Raw genomic sequence first — 17,814 nt, 5'->3', positions numbered from 1 at the left:
CCACCATGCAATAACGCTATGCACAGTACACAGACACACCCCTCCACCCCTCTCAAGAGGGGAATCGCACTTGGCCCCAGCGCTTTTTAAAGCTCCCATATCCGTGGGTTTGAAAATAAGAGTGTTCGAAACCTTAAAAGTTTGCTTTCATTACCACTCAGCATTGCTTATCCGTTCCATAAATAGAACGGCAATGAAGGTGCATTACTTTTTACAATATTTGATTTGCGCCAATAACCGCAAACCCACCTTCATTGCCGTCGACTTTTAGTCGACGGGCTATGGCCACTTTTATGATGGGGTGTTGAAATAAATTCAACATGATGGCTGACGTAGTTACCCCCATCCAATATCACCCAAAACTTATTAACTTCGCAACATGCAAGGCATCGATTTCAGCTTCCTGAAACCCACTATCCCTAACATACTGGATGTGTTGCTGGTGGCGTTCATCCTGTACCAGCTTTATAACCTCATGCGGGGCACCATCGCCACCAATATCTTCATCGGTTTCATCGCGATATTTTTGCTGTATAAGGTGGTAGAAGCGCTGGACATGAAGCTGCTTACCGCCATCCTTAGCCGCTTTGCCAATGTGGGCATCATTGCCATCATCATCGTTTTTCAGCAGGAGGTGCGGCGGTTTTTGCTGCTGGTGGGCAAGAATGCATCGCTGCAGCGAAACAAGGCCTGGTGGAAATATTTCTTTGGCAAAGCTGAAGCCGAAAAGAACAACTACGCCCGCATAAAACCCATCATCGATGCCTGCAAAACCATGAAGCAGACCCGCACCGGGGCGCTCATCGTTTTCGCCAAGTATTACGACGAGCAATTTTACCAGAACAGCTGCGAGGTGGTAGAAGCCAAGATATCCAAACGCCTACTGGAGGCCATCTTCCAGAAGAACAGCCCCCTGCACGATGGTGCGGTGGTAATAGCTGGCAACAAGATAAAATCGGCCAGCTGCATTTTGCCCGTAACCGAAAAGGCCGACCTCCCCGCGCAATTCGGCCTGCGCCACCGCGCCGGCATAGGCGTTACCGAAGCCAACGACGCCACAGCCATCATCGTATCAGAAGAAACCGGCGAAATATCCTACGCCAAACAAGGCCGCATAAAAATGAACATCAGCTTCGCCGAACTGGAGAAGTTGTTGAATAAGGATTTTTAAGGAAAGCGAGCAACCTTGCATTCGGGTTTCTGCCCCCAATGTCATCCCGAACCGAGGTACGAGGGAGGGATCTTATACGGCAAGCAAAGGTGGATTTTGTTTTGAAGCGATAAATTATGGCGGTGGCTGTGCCCCGGGCTATGCAGGGCTCCGCTGCGCTTCGGCCCCGTTGCCTGCGCTATCACCCTGCGCACCGTGGCAAACCCTTACTATCCCTACCGCGAATGCAGGGTATGTTAATTATGCGCTATCATAAACATGCAATTGGATGCTTGGTACGGGTACACTGCGCTCTTGCCCTGTGCGGCATGCCCGCGCCAGTTGGAGCTAAGATGGTCGTTACCGTAGAGCTAATAAATAGTGACCTATAATCTGATTTTTGTTTTTTTTTATTCATATTTATAGTTGGTTGTTGGTACCGCAGTCTGCATTCGATAATCCTAATCTTATTCTAAACCGATGCATCTCGATATTTTAAAATATTATATTTCTTTATTGAAATCAGGTAGTTCCTTAACTTCTTTGGAAAGTATTCAAAAAAGTGAATTGAACCTTTCTGATCAAGCAATTAAAGAACGGATTGAAATAACTATTGATGCTTTTCAAAAACTCACTCATTCGGGAATCTCTAAAAGCCATCGAGCCGAAATAATTTCGAAAATTAGTAAAGATGGTAAAACTGCTTTGGAAGCGGTCAGAGATGAAAATGCAGATGCTTTGAAGGATAGTCAACTTACCGGTGCGTTAGAGGTAATTGTAAAACTTGACGGGACAAGGCCTTCATTTTTGATTAAAGACGGTCAGATAGATAAATCCTCCGGAACAGTTGGTTTATGGGAAACCACTTTAGATGTCAGCAAAGAACTGTTGAGCAAGGTGATTGGAAGCGTCGGTCGAATCAGCAAAACAAAAAACGATGTTAACTATTTCGGTACCGGCTTTCTAATTCATCAAGATTTGGTAGTGACTAATCATCACATTTTGCAAGAAATTGCCATACTGGACCATAAAACTAAAAAGTGGGTCATTCAAGCTGGTAGCCATATTGATTTTGGATGCGAGTATAATGGTTCAACAATTTATCCAGCACGAGAGATTACAGAGGTCATATTTACACTAGGGGATAACTCACTGATCAGATATCAGAATACTCTAGATATGGCCATATTGAAGCTCGCGCCGTCTAACGACGAATTTGAAGTTTTTAAACTGTCAGACCAATGTCCTGTTAAAGAGTCTCAGGTTTTTACAATTGGATATTCCGGTCCCGTTGCCCTTTCATTATATGGAAAAATTCCATTGTACGATATATTTCGGGATAAATACGGATTTAAGCGACTTGCGCCGGGATTCGTGGCTGATGCTTTCGATATCCTGCCGGCATGGAGCTTTGCCTACGATGCCACAACATCAGGAGGTAACTCTGGCTCCGTTGTAGTAGCTGTTGGTGAAGAAGATTGCGCAATAGGGCTTCATTATGGTGGCAGGGCCTCTCTGCCTGTCGAAAACTACGCACATTCTATTGTCGGCATTCAGAAAAAAGAAGATGTGCGAGATGAATTTAATAATATATTAGAAAAATATGGCATACAATTCTGAGTTATGCTAAGTATAGAACTTATTATACAGGGCATTCGATGTTCAAGATCGGAATTCTCCAAATTGTTTTTACAGGCGCAATCTATTGCAGATAAACAACACGCAATTGCTTTTGAAGCAATTGCGCTTTCTTCCTATGATGGCCCTGCTATTTATGCGGGGCTTTATTATAGTGAAGAAAATGGTTTTTTGAAAGAACTAACTTTACTTGTTATTACAAACGGACTGGAGGATGGGCGATTGGCTAAAGCCTTGGCGGAAAATGCCCACTTTGAGTCGCCAGGAAATGCAAATTTGGAAGCGATGGTAGATTTAGCCAATGGATTTGATTTCCCACTACAGGTTTATAAAGGGATTATCAGGAGCATGAGGATCACCGCCAAAATTTTGATAAATAACGATGCTGTTGGTACCGGGATTCTCATCCAGCCCAATTTGATTCTGACCAGTTGGCATGCTGTTGCATCTTTGTTCATTCTCACAGAGGGGATATATTACCCCGTTGAAGGTTCAGGGAATCGAATTTCTGTTGAATTTGAGGATTTTCTGAGCGTAATTTCCAATACGAACTCTTATTATGGAAAAAACAAAATTGCAGTAAATGTTCGAGAACATTGGTGCCTTGGCTTCTGTGTCTGCCACCCTGAAGAATTAAAAAAAAGAATGCCAAGCAATCTTGAGCAGCTAGAGGGGCACTGGGACTATGTACTAATACATTTGGCGAAGGCTCCGGGTTTTGAAAGAGATTGGGAAAAAATCCGCAACCCTGCACCTGTTCCCAATCCTCAGGAGAAAATAATTTTATTTCAGCATCCTGGGGGTCAAACCATGAAAGTTGATCAGAAATTTATTGTTACACCTAATCCGAAATATCCTTCAGTTGTACCAGGTTTCAGATTTGTTCATTCTGCTAATACATTGCCGGGGTCTTCAGGCGGACCTTGTTTTAACAAAGACTTCAAGCTTTTCGGGATACACCAGGGAGTGTGGAATGAACCCAATGGAAAAACCCTAAACAGAGGTGTTCCGCTTCAGCAAATTGTTAAGCATATTACCGACAATGAAATTGACATACCAGATATTGACCCCATTGACTTTCCGATTTGGCGTATTCAGGGTGTAACTGAGTTTATACCGGTAGTTGGGTGTGATGATTTCAAGAGCGCGGTGTGGGAGTCTGTGGATATTGGTCTTAGAAAACTTTTCATTATTTCCGGGCAAAGTGGACACGGAAAGACCTTTAGATTAGCTGTATTGCGAGCGCTATTGCCTGAATCTTCTCATCACATTATTAATATTTCGGCAGCTGTTATATCAAAAATGACGGCGGCTGAGCTGACTACTTACATCTGCAATGTGGTAGGTCAGATAGACCCTGGTTTTGCTGTATATGATGATATCAACTCAAGTGGAACAGTTTGGATTAAAACGGAATTAATCCCCGCAATAATAACGGCTCTGCAAACCTCCCGGAATGACAGATTAGTTTGGATCTGCTTTGCCGAACTGAATTCTTTCACGTTTGAAAATCAGTCGGCTTCGGATTTATTATTTGCACTTTATGAAGAGTTGTTGACTGAAGATTGGCTTAGGATTGTATTGGATGATATGCAAGCGAGGATACCCCAAACTTTAAAAGGTATCACAATTAACTGTCGGGTTGAAGCAGTTACTGAACAGGAAATACTTGATTTTTTCATGCGATATATCATTGATATTGGCATAAATATCGATGATAGTGGAATTGCGGTTTCTGCAAAAACCGTTTTTGAAAAGTATCAAGATGCTATAGAAGATAAAGACAAATCTATCCCTGGAAGAATTCTTTCTAAGGAAATAAACTTCATGGTAAGCAAGGTTTTAAAGAAAAAAATTAAGGAGAGAATCAATGTCTGAAGACGAAATTTCCGACTTCGAGCTAGGCCAGCTTATTGAAGACCAGTTAAGGTTACTTCGAAAAAATGGGGGTTCCGATGTTTCACTTAGGCAACGGAATCAAGGAAGGCCTTTTTCCATTGATCAAACTTTAGGCCTGTCACTGTTGGTGAACGTTGCATTGATTAAAGCGGCGTTGTCAGGTAGTGTATCACCCAGAGATTTACTTCCTAACGATGTTTCCGCAGTCATAGAGCAGGCGATTCTTACCGAGATATCCTCCCAATTCGATTTGATTAAAGACGACGAAGAGACGCGATGGTGCATCAAATTAATGCATAGGACAGAGATTATCAATTCATTAATCTTGAATGACTGTTTTAACATAGAGATTAATAAACCACTTCCTCAGACTGATCCAATAGGATTGTTTTTTAGGCGTATACTTCGTGGGGAACTGACCGATTCTATAGAAATCAGGCGAATTGATAATCGTAACATTCTTCACCTTATACAGGCACTTGAATGGCTGCAATATATTAATATTCCGAAACCAGATATAGAAGAGTTAAGGATCTATTGGCGGTCAATTCAACTACTTCCCGATCAGCAATTGCTGTTAAAATCAGGATTTATTGGACGAAGGAAGGAAATAAAAATCTTAAAAAAATTTATCTTAAGAGAGGCTTATAAAGACGAAAAAGAAGGATCTTCCATTATTGTAAGCGGAATAGGGGGAGCAGGTAAATCTACCCTAATGGCTAAACTATGTCAGGATTTACACGATTCAAAACAGGTGCTCCTTGCCGTTCTAGATTTTGATAAACCCGGCATGGATCCTGGTGATACTTATTGGTTAGAATCAGAAATGACCAGGCAAATAATGATTCAGTTTCCGCAGCTTTATAAAGCTTTGAACTTACTTCGTAAAGAAATTCAATCAATTGAATACGTCTCTCTGTTGTCATATAGCGATAGTTCTTTAGAAAACAAGGAGAAGTCGAGGTCGTTACGACGACTGATTAGCGGATTAAAGGAAGAACTAATTGTTTGGCAATTGGAAACTTTGCCGCTTGTGTTAATTTTAGACACTTTTGAAGAAGTCACACAACGACATCTGGTTCCTGGTGTTCAGGATTGGCTCGAAGACCTGCAAGAGTACCTTAGGCCTGTCAAATTGAAAGTCATTTTTTCTGGCAGATTTTCATCGAATGCACATCAGGAACTACTTCTCTCGGAATTTACCGAGTCAATTTTAGTCACAGAGTTCGATAAGAAAATTTCTTACGATTTCCTTATCAATCAAAACTTGGACGCTCTGCAAGCTGCACAGATATCAAATTCCAAAATTCTGCCTAAAAGGCCATTGGAGCTTAAATTACTTGCACAAGTTCTGCTCTCGGATAATCAAGTTACAGTAAGTAATTTGGAAGCAGAAATGCGCCTAGGAAATACCAAAGATCTATTTGCCGGCATTGTATACAGAAGAGTTTTACTGCGCATTAAAGATCCAGTTATTCGCAAGATGGCGTATCCAGGCCTAATCCTAAGATATTTAACCGCTAGTTTGATTAAAAACTTGATAATTCCTGTTTTGGAAATGGACGTTATTTCTGATGGGGAGGCTGAACGTATTATTGACGACCTCGCTTCTTATGCTTGGCTAGCTCATAGGACAAAAAATAATGAGGTCTGGCATCGAAAGGATTTGCGTAGATCAATGCTCAAACTGATGGTATCGCAACAACCTCAAATTGCCAGACGCATTCATTTAGCAGCTATCAGTTATTTCGCCAGTAGCCAAGAACAAGAAAGTAGAACTGAAGTTATTTATCATATGCTAATGTCGGCGGAGAACGAAAAAGATTTCTCCGATTTGAATGAAAGAGAATGCAAGATGGCATGGCCTGATCTTCAAGCTGACATTGATGACATGCCGATTAAAAGCAGGGTGATTTTCAGGTATTTTGCGCGACGAACGGTCCGACCTGATGAAATCTACTATCTGCCTGAAAAATATCGTACCGAAGCAGCGCGTTCTGTAGCGCAACAATTCACAACAAGAGGGTTATACAGTTCCGCATTGGATATTATGTATAAAGTCAATGAATCTACAGATGCTAATAACAAATTTGGATATTTTGCTCAATATAACCCAGTAAGACCGGTTTTTGATTCTTGGGAAATAACTATGTTATTAAACACGGCGGAGTGGAATCAATTTTCTCCAAAGCTGGAAGTACCGAACCGAAAATATGACATGAAATATTTGACAGATCTTCTATATATAAATACAGTGATAGTTCCGCATACAGATTCCCAAGGATACTCGATACGAGAACAAGTGACCCAATATAAAGAAAGGTATGTTTTTACGGACTTAGTTCCGGGCAAAGGGGATATACTAAATAAACTACTTGCATCGCTGGTATCGTTGGTTGTAGAGCAAAGTAAATCTTATACTTACAGATGGGAATTTATCGATATACTCAAAAATTTTATACTTGAAGCGAGGGGGCTAGTTTCCCATCAATATAACAAACAACTGTTCCTAACAGAATTAATTGTTGACCACCCGGGAAAAAGAAATTTTTCGGTATCTACCTCTATGCTTCCGTTAGATTTATCCTGGCTGGAAAGACTTGTCTCAAGCTCTTCCCAATACATTTTCATAAACCCGATTCATAGTCATATAGGGAACTTAAAAAAAATGAGTGGTCAAGGTATTAAAACCATAATTAGAATGCTAGCGTTTTATGATAGATCACGCGACGAAAACACACTCGATTTTAACTCATTGATAACCCGTCATAACAAAGAACAGATGGTCGATTTATTAATAGGATCATATCCTGAATTCCGCAATCCCTGTAAATATGCAATCATAGATGTAATGGTAATAAACCAACGTTGGGACTTTTTGATAGGACTATTCGCGGGTCTTATACCAATCGATATTACAGAATTAAATAATTCGGATAGATTGATAGAAAAATGGGAGGACAAACCAGAAACTGAACTTGATCCGTATATTGAATTAATTGATAGGTGCTGGTCCCTCCCTCGTTTAATGGAAGATATCTGCCATAAATTCCCAGGATTTGTAAAAATTGAACTTGTTCGCAGGGCACTAACTGAACTGGATAATAAAGCAAGATACATAATTTCTTCTCATTTAAGGTAAGGTATTTTATTGCGAATTTGGCGCATCTTGTAAACATAAAGTGATTTAAAATTCCAGTTTCTAAGTACAATAGAGAGTTGCAACAGCCCCAATCTTTTCGCTACCGCCCAAGAAGTTGATTCTCATCACCCCGCAGTGCAAGTATATCGACTGGCCAATGCGCAAAAGCTACTGGTGCCGTCTAACTTACCTACACCCCCTCCCCACCTAAACCCGATAGCAGCGGAAAGCCCGCTCCTACCAGCGGCTTGGAGTGTATAGCGGGGCTACCGCGACCCAAGAACCACTGCCCCTGCTTTTCATAAATCCCAATTATCATCTCCCCCCTTTCGCCGATGGTGGCTGTAGCCATATCCTTCGGCGCCCCCCCATAATTGCCCCATGGCAAAATCCCCGATTTTAACAATCCCGTGGCTTTAGTAACCTTGGTTTTTGCAGATATTTGCGCGCAACACAAGATTGCATCAATTTGAAAAACGCAAAATATTACCTGGCCGCTATAAGCGCTTACGCCACCTGGGGCTTTTTTAGCCTGGTGCTTAAACCGCTTAGGGCTTATGCTTCGGTGGATATTTTGTTTTACCGCATTTTTAGCTGCGCCATACTCATGCTGCTGATTACCGCGCTGTTCAAGCGCAAGGCCCTGGCCGATGCGGTAGCGAGGTTTAGGGCCTTGCCTGCTGCGCAAAAACGCAGCGTGGCCCTGCTCAACATAGGCGGCAGCGTGTTTTTGAATATCAACTGGTTCTCGTTTATTTATGTGCTCAACCATGTCAGCATCAAGGCAACTTCGTTGGCTTATTTGGTTTGCCCCATCTTAACTACCCTGCTGGCGTTCTTTCTGCTGCACGAGAAGCTGAGCAAACCGCAATGGGCGGCCGTAGCGCTAAGCATTGCCGGCTGCCTGCTGTTATCGTACGCCGATATTATGGATATGGTGTACGGCATCATCATTGGCCTTACGTATGCCCTGTACCTGGTGAGCCAGCGTAAGAATACCGGCTTCGATAAGTTTATTTTGCTCACGTTCCACATTGTGCTGTCGGCCATTTTGCTGCTGCCCTTTTACCCGGCCTATAGCGGCCCCATACCTACCGAAACCCACTTTTGGGTGTATATAGAAGTGATCGCGGTAGCGTTCACCATCATCCCCCTGTTTTTAAACCTCTACGCCCTCAAGGGACTCAACTCCTCCACCGTGGGCATGCTGCTCAACATCAATCCCATCATCGCGTTCGCGCTGGCCAGTGTGGTGTACCACGAGCATATCAGCACGCTGCAGCTGGCAGCCTACTGCATCATCTTCATGGCAGTGCTGGTGTTTAATGCGCAAATGTTTTTCAAGCCAAAAGCGGTAGGGGAACCAGCTTCTGCCTAGAGACTTAAACTACCAAGCGGGAATCAGCGAAATCTTGACATCATTAAAATCAGCGGTTCAGACAATGGGGTTCTGTCGTGCTTCGTTAGGCGGTGACTGTGATTCTTGCTAAGCCTGTGGATGTCACTTTCTTTTTTTCCGCAAAAAAGAAAGTAACCAAAGAAAAAACTCTCGGCTGCGCCCTGTTCTATGAAAGGCAGTGCTTTAGCAGTTTCAGTGGTTGCCGAACAGGACAAGGCCGATTAGGAAGGGCTTCGTTACGTTCTCCAGAATATGCAAATCAAAAATCGGGTCATCCTCTAATCCTGAAAATCATGGTTCAGACAAAAACAGCGAAATCAGTTAATCATTAAAACGGCGAAGCCCTCTTGAGCACCTTTAAAAAACAATTGAACTGCGAAAAATCAACGGTTCAGGAATTGGCATCAAAAAGAATAAAAACGACCCTTTTTTTGCGCTATTATGGCAAAAACACGGAGATTTTAGCAAGTAATTTTGCGGCATCCAGGGGTCGAAAATTTTACATAAAACCACAATTCGCGCCGGTGCTAACCGTATGAAACACCGCTTGTTTTGCATATATTTGCGAAAATTTTTAGTATAAACGCGGCCTGCGCAAACCCATGGCTGCCTTATACGTTTTCCAAAGCATATATGAGCGAAAAAACAATAGACCTGGGCGAGCAAAGCGAAGTAGAAGTGTACGGTGCCCGGGTGCATAACCTCAAAAATATAGACGTGTCGTTCCCGCGTAATAAACTGGTGGTTATCACCGGGTTAAGCGGCAGCGGCAAGAGTTCATTGGCCTTCGATACCATCTACGCCGAGGGTCAGCGCAGGTATATGGAAACGTTTTCGGCCTACTCGCGCCAGTTCATGGGCGGTATGGAACGCCCTGACGTTGATAAGGTTAGCGGGCTTAGTCCGGTTATTGCCATCGAGCAAAAAACCACCAGCAAAAACCCGCGCAGTACCGTGGGCACCATTACCGAGATATACGATTTCATGCGCCTGCTTTTTGCCCGCGCAGGCGATGCCTATAGCTATACCACCGGCGAAAAAATGGAGCGCATGAGCGAGGACCAGATCCTGCGCACCATCATGGAAAAGTTTCAGGGCCAGCCGGTTAATATTATGGCCCCCGTGGTAAAAGCCCGTAAAGGCCACTACCGCGAATTGTTCGAGCAGATACGCAAGCAGGGCTACCTGAAGGTGTACGTAGACGGCGCCATTGCCGATATCGAACCCAAAATGCAGGTGGACCGGTATAAGATACACGATATCGATATCATCGTAGATCGCCTGGTGGTAACCGAGGATGATAGCAAACGCCTGTACCAATCTGTACAACAGGCACTTAAAATAGCCAAGGGCATCATCCGCATAGCGGATAAGGACAACAATGTGGCCTACTTCAGCAAGTTTCTGATGGACCCGGTATCGGGTATCTCCTACGATGAGCCGCAGCCTAATACCTTTTCGTTCAACTCGCCATATGGCGCCTGCGAAAAGTGCAACGGCTTGGGCTATATCTTCGAGGTGGATGAAGCATCGGTGATACCCAACCCAAAGCTAAGCATCACCAACGGCGGCCTTGCTCCCATTGGCGAGTACCGCGAAACCTGGATATTCCAGGTGCTGAAGTCGTTGGCTAAAAAATACGAGTTCAGCCTCACAACCCCCATAGAAAAACTTACCCGCGAGCAGCTGGATATCATCCTGAACGGCTCGCCGGATACGATAAGCGTTGCCGTTGAATACAACAAATGGAACGTACAGAACTACCAGATCACCTTCGACGGTATCATCCGCATGCTGGAAGAGCAGCAGGAACGCCGTAACGACGAGGGCATGGACGATATGGAGAACTACCGCGTACTGCGTACCTGCCCCACCTGCGAAGGCGCAAGGCTGAAGAAGGAGTCGCTGCATTTTAAGGTAGATGAGAAGAATATCTTCGAGCTGGCTACCATGGATATTACCACCCTAAACCAATGGTACGAAGGCCTGGAAGACCGCCTCAGCGAACGCCAGAACGTGATTGCCAAGGAGATACTGAAAGAGATACGTGCCCGCATCGGCTTTTTGCTGGATGTTGGTTTGAGCTACCTGACGTTGGATCGTACTGCTAAAACGCTCTCAGGTGGCGAGGCACAGCGCATCCGGTTGGCTACGCAAATTGGTTCGCAACTGATGAACGTAATGTACATTTTGGACGAACCGAGCATCGGCCTGCACCAGCGCGACAACGAGCGCCTGATAAACGCCCTCAAAAACCTCCGCGATTTGGGCAATACCGTACTGGTGGTTGAGCATGATAAAGACATGATTTTAGAGGCCGACCATGTGATAGACATGGGCCCGGCTGCCGGCGTACACGGCGGGCAGATAGTAGCACAAGGCACCCCGGCGGAGCTAATGGCGCATCACACGCTCACCACGCAATACATCAACGGCGAACGTGAGATCGCCATCCCCAAGAAACGCCGCGAAGGCAATGGCAAAACACTGAGCCTGAAAAAAGCCACAGGTCATAACCTGAAGAAAGTTTCGGCTGATTTCCCCTTAGGGAAACTGATTGGCGTAACCGGGGTATCGGGCAGCGGTAAATCCAGCTTGATAACGGAGACCTTGTACCCTATCCTGAATCACCATTTTTTCCGTGCCAAAAAAACGCCGCTTCCTTACGATAAAATTGAGGGACTGGAGAATATTGACAAGGTAATTGAGATAGACCAAACGCCGATAGGCCGCACGCCAAGGAGTAACCCGGCTACTTATACCGGCGTTTTTTCGGATATCCGCAACCTGTTTGTGGCCCTGCCCGAATCGAGGATCCGTGGCTATAAACCGGGCCGTTTCTCGTTCAACGTAAAAGGCGGGCGTTGCGAAACCTGCCAGGGCGCGGGCCAAAAGGTAATAGAAATGAACTTTTTGCCAGATGTACAGGTGCCCTGCGAAGAATGCGGCGGTCGCCGTTATAACCGTGAAACGCTGGAAGTGCGCTACCGCGGCAAATCCATCAGCGATGTATTGGATATGAGTATCGAGGATGCTACGCCGTTTTTTGAACATATCCCGGCCATCTACCGTAAGGTAAAAACTTTGTTTGATGTGGGTTTGGGATACATTACCCTGGGGCAATCGTCTACCACTCTATCCGGCGGCGAGGCGCAGCGTGTAAAACTGGCTACCGAGCTTTCTAAAAAAGACACCGGCAATACCTTCTATATACTGGATGAGCCGACTACCGGCTTACACTTTGAGGATATCAATGTACTGCTGGGAGTAATAAACCAACTTGTTGACAAAGGCAATACCGTATTGGTGATAGAGCATAATCTCGACGTAATCAAAGTGGTAGACCATGTGATAGACCTAGGCCCGGAAGGTGGCTCGGGCGGGGGTAAAATCCTCTTCAGTGGCACGCCCGAAGGCCTCTGCAAGGTGAAGGAAAGCTTCACCGGGCAGTTCCTGAAAAAGGAGATGGGGATAAAATAAAGGATAACCGCTATATTGTGGATGGAAATGACGCGAAGCAAAATTTTTCTGTCCGCAATTATACTGCTGTTGGCGGCAACGGTCGCTTTTGCTTTTACGCAGGATGATGATACCTTCCTCAGTTACCGGGTCGACCCCAAAAAGCAGGAGCTAAAGCTCTACTGGCAGGATGCAGGCGGGCAAAATTTCGGTAGCATCCAAAATCTCAAAACTGCTGTAGAGAAAGAAAAGAAAAAATTATTGTTCGCGATGAACGGCGGTATGTACAAACCTGGTGGCTCGCCGTTGGGCTTGTACATACAAAATAAAGTAATCCTTTCGCCACTGGATACCACCACGGCAAGCGGCAACTTCTACCTCAAGCCCAATGGCGTGTTTTACCTCACCACGGATAATACCGCAGCCATCTGCACCACGCCCGAGTTTAAAAATAATGGCAAAATAAAGTACGCCACGCAATCGGGCCCCATGCTGGTTATCAACGGGCAAATCCACCCGGCTTTTAAGGAGGGCTCGCCCAATAAGAACATCCGCAACGGCGTAGGCATCATGCCTGATGGTACGGTGCTGTTCGTGCTATCTAAGCAACCCGTCAACTTTTACGATTTCGCTGATTACTTCAAAAAACTGGGCTGCAAGAATGCGTTGTATTTGGATGGGTTTGTCTCGAGAGCTTACCTGCCGGAGCAAAATTGGGTGCAACTGGATGGAGATTTTGGGGTGATGGTGGGCGTGACGGGGAAGTAGTGATTTGACAGGTTTCCAAAATATGTTTATCTTGTATAAAAAAGATGGCAACGTTTACGATTGATATTCCTGACGAAAAACTAAATGAGGTAGTTGCCTTTTTATTGGCTAACGGTGTGGTTATTCGTGAACCGAAACAAGATATAGTTGAGGACGAAACCTCTTATTTGCTAAAATCACCAAACAACGCATCAAGGTTATTGCAGGCAATTAAAGATTATGAAAGCGGCAAAGGTACAGAAAGGCTACTTGATGAGGAATGATGTCCCACTTCTTTGCAGGGTTTAAAATAAACCCGATATTGCCACCTATACATCAACATGAGCTTCACGGATAAACTTCAGGAAATCGATAAACTCCAAGCCACAATACAAGGACATGGACAGATACCTGTTGCCTTGCTCAACAAAATCAACTACAAGCTGCGCTTAGAATGGAACTACACCTCCAATAGCATGGAGGGTAATAGCCTCACCAAACGCGAAACACGTACGGTGATGGTGGGTGTGGTAAGCGTAAACGATAAGCCTTTAAAAGATATCCTCGAAATAAAAAATCATGATGATGTGATCAACACTATCATGCGAATGGGCAAAGGCGAGCTTAACATTTCCGAAGGCCGCATACGCGATATCCATAAAGGCATCATGCATGAGGATAACCCAGAAAAGCGAAAGCAAATAGGCCAATGGAAAACCGTAGATAATTACATTTATAACTCCCGCGGCGAACGTTATGATTTCGTTTCTCATACCGACGTTCCCGAAAAGATGCACGAACTGGTTAATTGGGCAAACGCCGAAAAGGAGAAGATTGCCCGCAATGCTAAAGGCGCAATCCACCCCATAGAGTTAGCATTGAAATTCCATATCGAATATGTTAATATCCACCCTTTTTACGACGGCAACGGGCGTACCGGCAGGATTTTATCGAACCTTATCCTGATATCTTACGGATACCCGCCTTTTTATATCAACGAGAACGAGCGGAATACTTACTATCAATACCTAACGGATATACAAAGCTACGGCGGCGAGCCCGATTTGTTTTACGAATTTATGGCAGGGTTGGTATTGCGGTCAGTAGAATTTATGAGGGATGTTATTGACGGAAAAGACATTAGCGACGAATAAAGCAATGAAATTTTTCCTCACTTGCCAAACCCTTTTCCTTATTATTCTTCTATTTGGAAACATAAGCCCATCCCAGGCTCAAAAGAAAACTTTATCACTTATAAAAATTACCAAAGCAGAATTCCGCAAGCATCAACCCGCCAACTATCAAATTGAAAAGCCAACCAGGAATTTAAAAGTTAAAGGTAAAATCGTCATAAAAACACCCGTAAAAACCATCGTTTTTCGGGACGATGAAGCCGATAGTACGTTTGTTGAGTACAATTATGAAGGCACGTTGAAGGGGATGCCTTTGCTGGTTATCCATAAAATTGAATATAATACAGAGGAGTATTATCTGATAAATAAACAAACAAGCAAAATTGATACACTTTTTGATAAGCCAATTTTCTTTTCTAATAGTAAGAACTTTATCTGCCTGGAGGGAGCAGCTACAGATACAAAACAACGCATCCAGATAGGTAGCATTACAAACGACGCACTCGTGAAAAAAAGGCTGATTAATCTGCCGGCCGCCCTAATACCAAACAGCATTTATTGGTCGGTTGATAAGGCTATTGTTATTGAGGATAGCCGTTCTAAATTTCATAAGCTAATTTTATAGCTGTAAAACAATTCCTCAAAATCCTACCTTTAGCATTATATGCTGCCTTTATTAATTGCCACCCAAATCCGCGAAGCGGACGCTTATACTATCGCTCATGAGCCTATCTCCTCTATCGATTTGATGGAGCGGGCATCCAAGGCGTTTGTGGGCTGGTTCATCAACCATTTTGCCGATAAGCAAAAAAGCATTGCCGTTTACTGCGGCACGGGCAATAATGGCGGCGATGGGCTGGCTATCGCGCGTTTGTTATATGAGCACGGCTATCAAAACATCGATATCAAAATCATCCGCTTTAGCGATAAAGCGAGCGACGATTTCAATGTAAACCTAAAACGCCTCGGCAAGATAAAGCAGTTGGAGATAAAGCCCGGCGATGCTTTACCCGATGAAGGATGCGAAATCCTGATAGATGCCATGCTGGGCAGCGGACTCAATAAGCCTTTAGCGGGCGATTATGAAAAGCTGGTAGCGCATCTGAACCAGCTCGACACCACCATCGTTTCGGTAGATGTACCTACCGGGTTCTTTACCGATGGCGAGATACCCGCCGACGCCTTGGCAATTAAATCGGCACTCACCATTACCTTTCAGCAGCCCAAGGTGAATTTCCTGTTGCCCGAATCGGGGCTGTATATCGATTGCTGCGAGGTGGTTAAGATTGGGCTTAGCGAAGCGTTTATCAATTCAGCAGATACGCCTTATCAACTGGTTGAAGAAGCCGACGTGCGCAGCCTGCTCAAACCGCGTAAGCGTTTCAGCAATAAAGGCACCTACGGGCACGCCCTTATTATTGCCGGTAAAAACGAAACCATGGGCGCGGCCCTGCTATCTGCTTCGGCGTGCGCGCATGCAGGTGCGGGACTTACTACGGCCTGCATCCCGCAAAGCGGATTGGTTGCGCTCAACAGCTATCTGCCCGAGTTGATGGCCATCATCCGCAAGGACGGAAACGCGCTGGATATTGAATGGGAAAAATTCAGCACCATAGCCATTGGGCCGGGACTTGGCAAAGATACCGAGGCTCTAAAGTTGCTAAAGGCCGTCCTCAAGAATTATAAAAAACCTATAGTGGTTGATGCAGATGCACTAAACCTGTTATCAGAAAATAAAACTTTGCTCAAAAAACTCCCCGCAGACAGCATACTTACCCCGCATATGAAAGAGTTCGACAGGCTTTTTGGCGCGCATGCCAACTGGTGGCAGCGCTTGCAAACGGCTAAAGAAAAGGCTGTGGAATTAGAAATCAACATCATCCTCAAAAATGATTATACCATAACAGCTACGCCGGAAGGGAAGCTTTATTTTAACTCAACAAGCAACGCTGCAATGGCAACAGGGGGTATGGGCGATGTATTGACAGGTATTATTACCGCATTATTGGCGCAAAAATATACGCCGAAACAAGCTTGCATATCAGGGGTTTACATCCACGGAAAAGCCGGCGATGAACTTGCCCTGCCCAACCGCATGCATGTTACCCTCCCCGGTATGATTATACAGCAACTGCCCATTACTATGGCAAAATTGAAGGCATAAAAAAAGGGATGTAAGTATCAAACATCCCTTTTTTCTTATTAACTATTAACTGATCTTATAAAGAACTAAATACTTCTTTTTTGTAGTATATGACGTGTGAAAATCATATTAGTTACTTTAACAACGTATTTAATTTAAGGTTTTAACAAAATTTAACAAATGCAAAAAAAATCCCGGCTGGTAGTACCAATCGGGATTTCGTGTGTTTATTGATAAGGTATCAACTATTTTGATGCGCCTGATACTACCATCTCTGTAATGGTTGGGTTAACACTTCCGCCCATAGGCTCTATGGTTACGGCGAAAGCATCAGCGGCGGCGATGGCTTTCATTTCTTTTACGCCAGATGTATCTATCGCGTTAGCAGAATCGAACACGCCCAAATTTACGGGCTTACCCCCTACCAATGCCCAAAGCTGGTATTGATGCGAGCCGTCATGCGCGGGCAGCTTCATACTCTTTAAATCGAGTATCACCTTTTTGTTGAGCGTGTTCCAGGCAAGTGTCATGGCGGCAGTAGGTGCCTTGGCTGTACCTTTAAGGCGTAATACCCTGTAAACAGTATCGCGGTATATATCCAGTTCCTTTTCGCGGTTGTTTACGTCATTCGCAATCTTTTGCTTATCTACCTGCATGGCGGTAAGCTGCGTATTGGTATCCTGTAGCTTGCTATACAGGTTTATTAAACCATAAATGCTAATGAGCAATAAAACCAGGCAGGCCGCAAATGCATATTTAAAAAATGAGGGTTGCCTTGCGGGCATGGCTATAACATTGTCTACCTCTAAATCATCATCCTCAAATACTTCTTCGGTGCGACTATGCGCTTTGGTAAAGATGCGGTCATCTGCCAAATTGGTGAGCAGGCTGTTCAGTATCCTTCCGCGTAAGGCCTCGGGCGGTGCAATGGCATGCACTTCGGCATAAGCCTCCATCGCGCGTTCTATTGCTTCTATCTCTGCCTTAACTTCAGTATTTTCAGCGGCCATCTTCTCCACTTGTAACTTTTCGTCGGGGCTTATGCTGCCCAGAACGTAAAGTTCCAATATCCCAGATTCTATGTACTCCTTGATGTTTTCCACT

General features: G+C 44.4%; 12 protein-coding genes. 11 read left to right on the top strand and 1 reads right to left on the bottom strand.

Annotation, left to right across the window (positions count from 1 at the left end; genetic code table 11):
* Window positions 1-379 precede the first annotated feature (379 nt).
* The 11 genes from cdaA (at window position 380) to AC1DYT_RS17135 (ending at window position 16,731) form a co-directional block, all read left to right on the top strand.
* Complete coding sequence (gene cdaA / locus AC1DYT_RS17185; RefSeq protein ID WP_477461242.1) at window positions 380-1,171, top strand: diadenylate cyclase CdaA; 792 nt, start codon at window positions 380-382, stop codon at window positions 1,169-1,171.
* Between the two features lie 459 nt (window positions 1,172-1,630).
* Entirely contained in the window at window positions 1,631-2,770 is a 1,140-nt protein-coding gene (locus AC1DYT_RS17180; protein ID WP_477470790.1) for a trypsin-like serine peptidase, read from the top strand.
* Window positions 2,771-2,773: 3 nt separating this feature from the next.
* Entirely contained in the window at window positions 2,774-4,666 is a 1,893-nt protein-coding gene (locus tag AC1DYT_RS17175) for a trypsin-like serine peptidase (protein ID WP_477470789.1), read from the top strand.
* A complete protein-coding gene (locus tag AC1DYT_RS17170; protein WP_477470788.1) occupies window positions 4,659-7,829 on the top strand; it encodes a P-loop domain-containing protein in 3,171 nt (1,056 codons plus the stop codon). Before AC1DYT_RS17175 ends, AC1DYT_RS17170 begins: the two co-directional genes overlap by 8 nt.
* A 469-nt stretch (window positions 7,830-8,298) precedes the next feature.
* The gene (locus AC1DYT_RS17165; protein WP_477470787.1) at window positions 8,299-9,207 is read left to right on the top strand and encodes an EamA family transporter; all 909 of its coding nucleotides are present in this window, start codon (window positions 8,299-8,301) and stop codon (window positions 9,205-9,207) included.
* Window positions 9,208-9,861: 654 nt separating this feature from the next.
* On the top strand, window positions 9,862-12,708 hold the full coding sequence (gene uvrA / locus AC1DYT_RS17160) for an excinuclease ABC subunit UvrA (protein ID WP_477470786.1): 2,847 nt from the start codon (window positions 9,862-9,864) through the stop codon (window positions 12,706-12,708).
* A 27-nt stretch (window positions 12,709-12,735) separates the two neighbouring features.
* Complete coding sequence (locus tag AC1DYT_RS17155; RefSeq protein ID WP_477470785.1) at window positions 12,736-13,455, top strand: phosphodiester glycosidase family protein; 720 nt, start codon at window positions 12,736-12,738, stop codon at window positions 13,453-13,455.
* Window positions 13,456-13,499: 44 nt separating this feature from the next.
* Window positions 13,500-13,718: a type II toxin-antitoxin system Phd/YefM family antitoxin gene (locus tag AC1DYT_RS17150; RefSeq protein ID WP_477470784.1), complete on the top strand. Its 219-nt coding sequence runs from the start codon at window positions 13,500-13,502 to the stop codon at window positions 13,716-13,718.
* Window positions 13,719-13,775: 57 nt separating this feature from the next.
* On the top strand, window positions 13,776-14,588 hold the full coding sequence (locus tag AC1DYT_RS17145; RefSeq protein WP_477470783.1) for a Fic family protein: 813 nt from the start codon (window positions 13,776-13,778) through the stop codon (window positions 14,586-14,588).
* 4 nt (window positions 14,589-14,592) lie between these two features.
* Entirely contained in the window at window positions 14,593-15,192 is a 600-nt protein-coding gene (locus AC1DYT_RS17140) for a hypothetical protein (RefSeq protein ID WP_477470782.1), read from the top strand.
* Between the two features lie 39 nt (window positions 15,193-15,231).
* Complete coding sequence (locus AC1DYT_RS17135) at window positions 15,232-16,731, top strand: NAD(P)H-hydrate dehydratase (protein ID WP_477470781.1); 1,500 nt, start codon at window positions 15,232-15,234, stop codon at window positions 16,729-16,731.
* Between the two features lie 224 nt (window positions 16,732-16,955).
* Here the strand turns inward: AC1DYT_RS17135 and AC1DYT_RS17130 are convergent, their stop codons facing one another.
* The gene (locus AC1DYT_RS17130; protein WP_477470780.1) at window positions 16,956-17,813 is read right to left on the bottom strand and encodes an anti-sigma factor; all 858 of its coding nucleotides are present in this window, start codon (window positions 17,811-17,813) and stop codon (window positions 16,956-16,958) included.
* Window position 17,814 lies beyond the last annotated feature (1 nt).

The organism is Mucilaginibacter sp. P1_D10 (assembly GCF_056406215.1).
This window is presented reverse-complemented; position numbering and strand designations above follow the sequence as displayed.

Bases quoted from the DNA above. Each gene is read 5' to 3' on its own strand.
- AC1DYT_RS17135 (WP_477470781.1), top strand. From the start codon at position 15,232: ATGCTGCCTTTATTAATTGCCACCCAAATCCGCGAAGCGGACGCTTAT.
- AC1DYT_RS17170 (WP_477470788.1), top strand. From the start codon at position 4,659: ATGTCTGAAGACGAAATTTCCGACTTCGAGCTAGGCCAGCTTATTGAA.
- cdaA (WP_477461242.1), top strand. From the start codon at position 380: ATGCAAGGCATCGATTTCAGCTTCCTGAAACCCACTATCCCTAACATA.
- AC1DYT_RS17155 (WP_477470785.1), top strand. From the start codon at position 12,736: ATGACGCGAAGCAAAATTTTTCTGTCCGCAATTATACTGCTGTTGGCG.
- AC1DYT_RS17180 (WP_477470790.1), top strand. From the start codon at position 1,631: ATGCATCTCGATATTTTAAAATATTATATTTCTTTATTGAAATCAGGT.
- AC1DYT_RS17145 (WP_477470783.1), top strand. From the start codon at position 13,776: ATGAGCTTCACGGATAAACTTCAGGAAATCGATAAACTCCAAGCCACA.
- uvrA (WP_477470786.1), top strand. From the start codon at position 9,862: ATGAGCGAAAAAACAATAGACCTGGGCGAGCAAAGCGAAGTAGAAGTG.
- AC1DYT_RS17175 (WP_477470789.1), top strand. From the start codon at position 2,774: ATGCTAAGTATAGAACTTATTATACAGGGCATTCGATGTTCAAGATCG.
- AC1DYT_RS17140 (WP_477470782.1), top strand. From the start codon at position 14,593: ATGAAATTTTTCCTCACTTGCCAAACCCTTTTCCTTATTATTCTTCTA.
- AC1DYT_RS17150 (WP_477470784.1), top strand. From the start codon at position 13,500: ATGGCAACGTTTACGATTGATATTCCTGACGAAAAACTAAATGAGGTA.